Raw genomic sequence first — 2,190 nt, 5'->3', positions numbered from 1 at the left:
CGCGTATTCTTGATTGTTCGCTACTGATCCATCGAGAAGAATAATCAGGGCGCGCAATAAATCCATCGCGTGTTTCGGCCCATTTCAGAATTACATACGGCCGCAGCTCTTTGATGTTTGTGAAAAATCTACGATTCAGGTGCCAGCATTGTGAAGGAAGGATTCCAGAAACAACTTCTATTCCAGCTTTCATTAATGCTTCTGTTCCACGACCAGAAACCAGTGGATTCGGATCTTGTGTTCCAAAGACAACCCGTGGAATTCCCATTTCTTTAATAAGCGTTGTGCATGGAGGTGTTTTACCATGGTGAGCGCATGGCTCTAAATTTACGTAGAGAGTCGCTTTTTTTAGTAGTTCAGGGGTTTCAACGCTGTCAATTGCTTGAACTTCGGCATGCGACCCTCCGTATGTTTCGTGAAAACCCTCTCCTATAATCCTTCCCTCGGCTACAAGCAATGCCCCTACGAGAGGGTTTGGAGATACCCCTCCAAGCCCCTGTGCTGCAATTTTGCAGCATTGGGAGATAAGAATTTCGTGTTGGGAAGAAAAAATACTCATAATGAGATAATGTCTAAACCTAAAATCAGTGCTTGAAGTGCTATGGTAGTATAAAATGATAGAGGAGATATAGAAAAGATGGTCGAAATTTTTTGGGCAAGTAGTTGTTCCGAGAGATAGTTTTCATCGATCTCTGATATTTTGACAGCCAAGAATTGCATGAGCATTGATACTATTTCAACAATCTGAGTCTTTCTATGTTTCAAAAGCCTGACTCTTCCCGTCTTAGGACAGCTCAACACGAGCAAGGTGTGCAGAAGCTGATTTCAGGGATAGCGGATTATAGGTCTTCATATAAGAGTTATATCGAAAAGACTCGCGAGCCGTGGGATCACTGCGGAGAGGCCTCAGCTACAGTACTGGTTCTTATGGAAGAGCTCATCAACGCACATGAGCTTGATGCGAAGACATTTGAATTTTCGATAGCTCAGGGAGTTACCACATGGCTTTTATCTCCAGTTGAATTGGGACGAGATAACCTTTTACAGCTCAATCGTTTCGAGCGAGATTTTGTGGAACAGCATGTTAACCCACGGATGGCCGCTACGACGATCCGGCGTTGTGTTTATAATCCTCACTCGGAAGTCAATGGTGCGCTAAGAGAGGGAGGCGTAGAGCTAGCAGGTGTGCTCTCACGGGCTGCCTCTTCCTACCTTTTAAAGCCTGATGAGGAAGAGGTGCTCAACCAATATAGCGCAGCATTTTGCAAAAAATGGGGTAATCAGAATGACAATCCCCTTCAGGACATCGAGTACCAGGAATCAGGTCATGTTATAGCGCTTGTTCGTAGTTATGGCTCTGATGCTCTGGGAGTTGTCGATTTCACGAGTTGTCAGTTCGATCAGCGGGTTCCGTTAATTGCATCATGCGTTCCCGAGGTGGCATGGATGATTCCAGAGATGGGAAAACTTCCTCTCGTACCTGAGCAACAGGTGGAGCCGCTTGGTATCGGTTATACCATTTCTCCGGGGTCATTCTCGTTTGGTTCAATTGATCAGCAGCTGGAAAAGTATTCGAGAAAGAAGGAACTACATCTGGAACGAATTAGAGAGTTAAAGCAAATTCCAATGTTAAACAATCTTCACGCTACGGTGTAGCCTAAGATTTTTCCCGATAGATCTCTCAGGCTATTTTATATGGCTCTCAGAAAAAAGCAGAGCCACCAGCTCTTCTCTCGCGGCGATTGTATTTTCCAGTTACAGTAAAGAGACGGAAGAGAATTCCACATACCTCTAAACAAGAGTGACGTATGAAAGCACATGAAGAGAGTTGGAAGGAGGCTGATCGCAAATTGTTTCAATTTGGAAAGAGTCTTGAGATTCTAGCAGAGCTTCAGTGGCCTAAATCTGTGAGCGACTCGTTTTTGGGGTCTATGAGAGAGAAGAAAGTAGTACTTCCATCTTTTTCTGTCTCTGCTAATAGTTACGAGAAGGAGCTCCATGAAATTTCAGATATTCAGCGCGCACTCCAGGCAGATCATCCTATCCCAAGATTCCTTTTTGCTGTTGCAGAGTCCTATAAACAGGCGCTTTTGATGCTTGCCTCCAAGGGAAAATCAGATTTTACGACATATTCAATTGCACTCTTTGGCTCTACAAGAAGCAATGATGATCCGAAAGCACGCGAGACGC

4 protein-coding genes are annotated in these 2,190 nt (G+C 44.5%); 2 read left to right on the top strand and 2 right to left on the bottom strand.

Annotation, left to right across the window (positions count from 1 at the left end):
• Together ribD and EBR25_13300 are read right to left on the bottom strand one after the other, a co-directional pair.
• The coding region (gene ribD / locus EBR25_13305; protein NBW41958.1) for a bifunctional diaminohydroxyphosphoribosylaminopyrimidine deaminase/5-amino-6-(5-phosphoribosylamino)uracil reductase RibD at positions 1-559 on the bottom strand (559 nt) is incomplete at its 3' end.
• Entirely contained in the window at positions 556-765 is a 210-nt protein-coding gene (locus tag EBR25_13300; GenBank protein ID NBW41957.1) for a hypothetical protein, read from the bottom strand. The genes ribD and EBR25_13300, both read right to left, overlap by 4 nt.
• Here EBR25_13300 and EBR25_13295 point away from each other — a divergent pair.
• On the top strand, positions 757-1,656 hold the full coding sequence (locus tag EBR25_13295; GenBank protein NBW41956.1) for a hypothetical protein: 900 nt from the start codon (positions 757-759) through the stop codon (positions 1,654-1,656). The genes EBR25_13300 and EBR25_13295 overlap by 9 nt on opposite strands.
• 152 nt (positions 1,657-1,808) lie before the next feature.
• Positions 1,809-2,190 (top strand): DUF1704 domain-containing protein (locus EBR25_13290; GenBank protein ID NBW41955.1); only part of this gene is annotated, 382 nt, incomplete at its 3' end.

It is taken from the genome of bacterium (assembly GCA_009926305.1).
Lineage (GTDB): Bacteria > Bdellovibrionota_C > UBA2361 > UBA2361 > RFPC01 > RFPC01.
The sequence above is the reverse complement of the archived record's forward strand: the minus strand, read 5'-3'. Positions and strand labels throughout refer to the sequence as shown.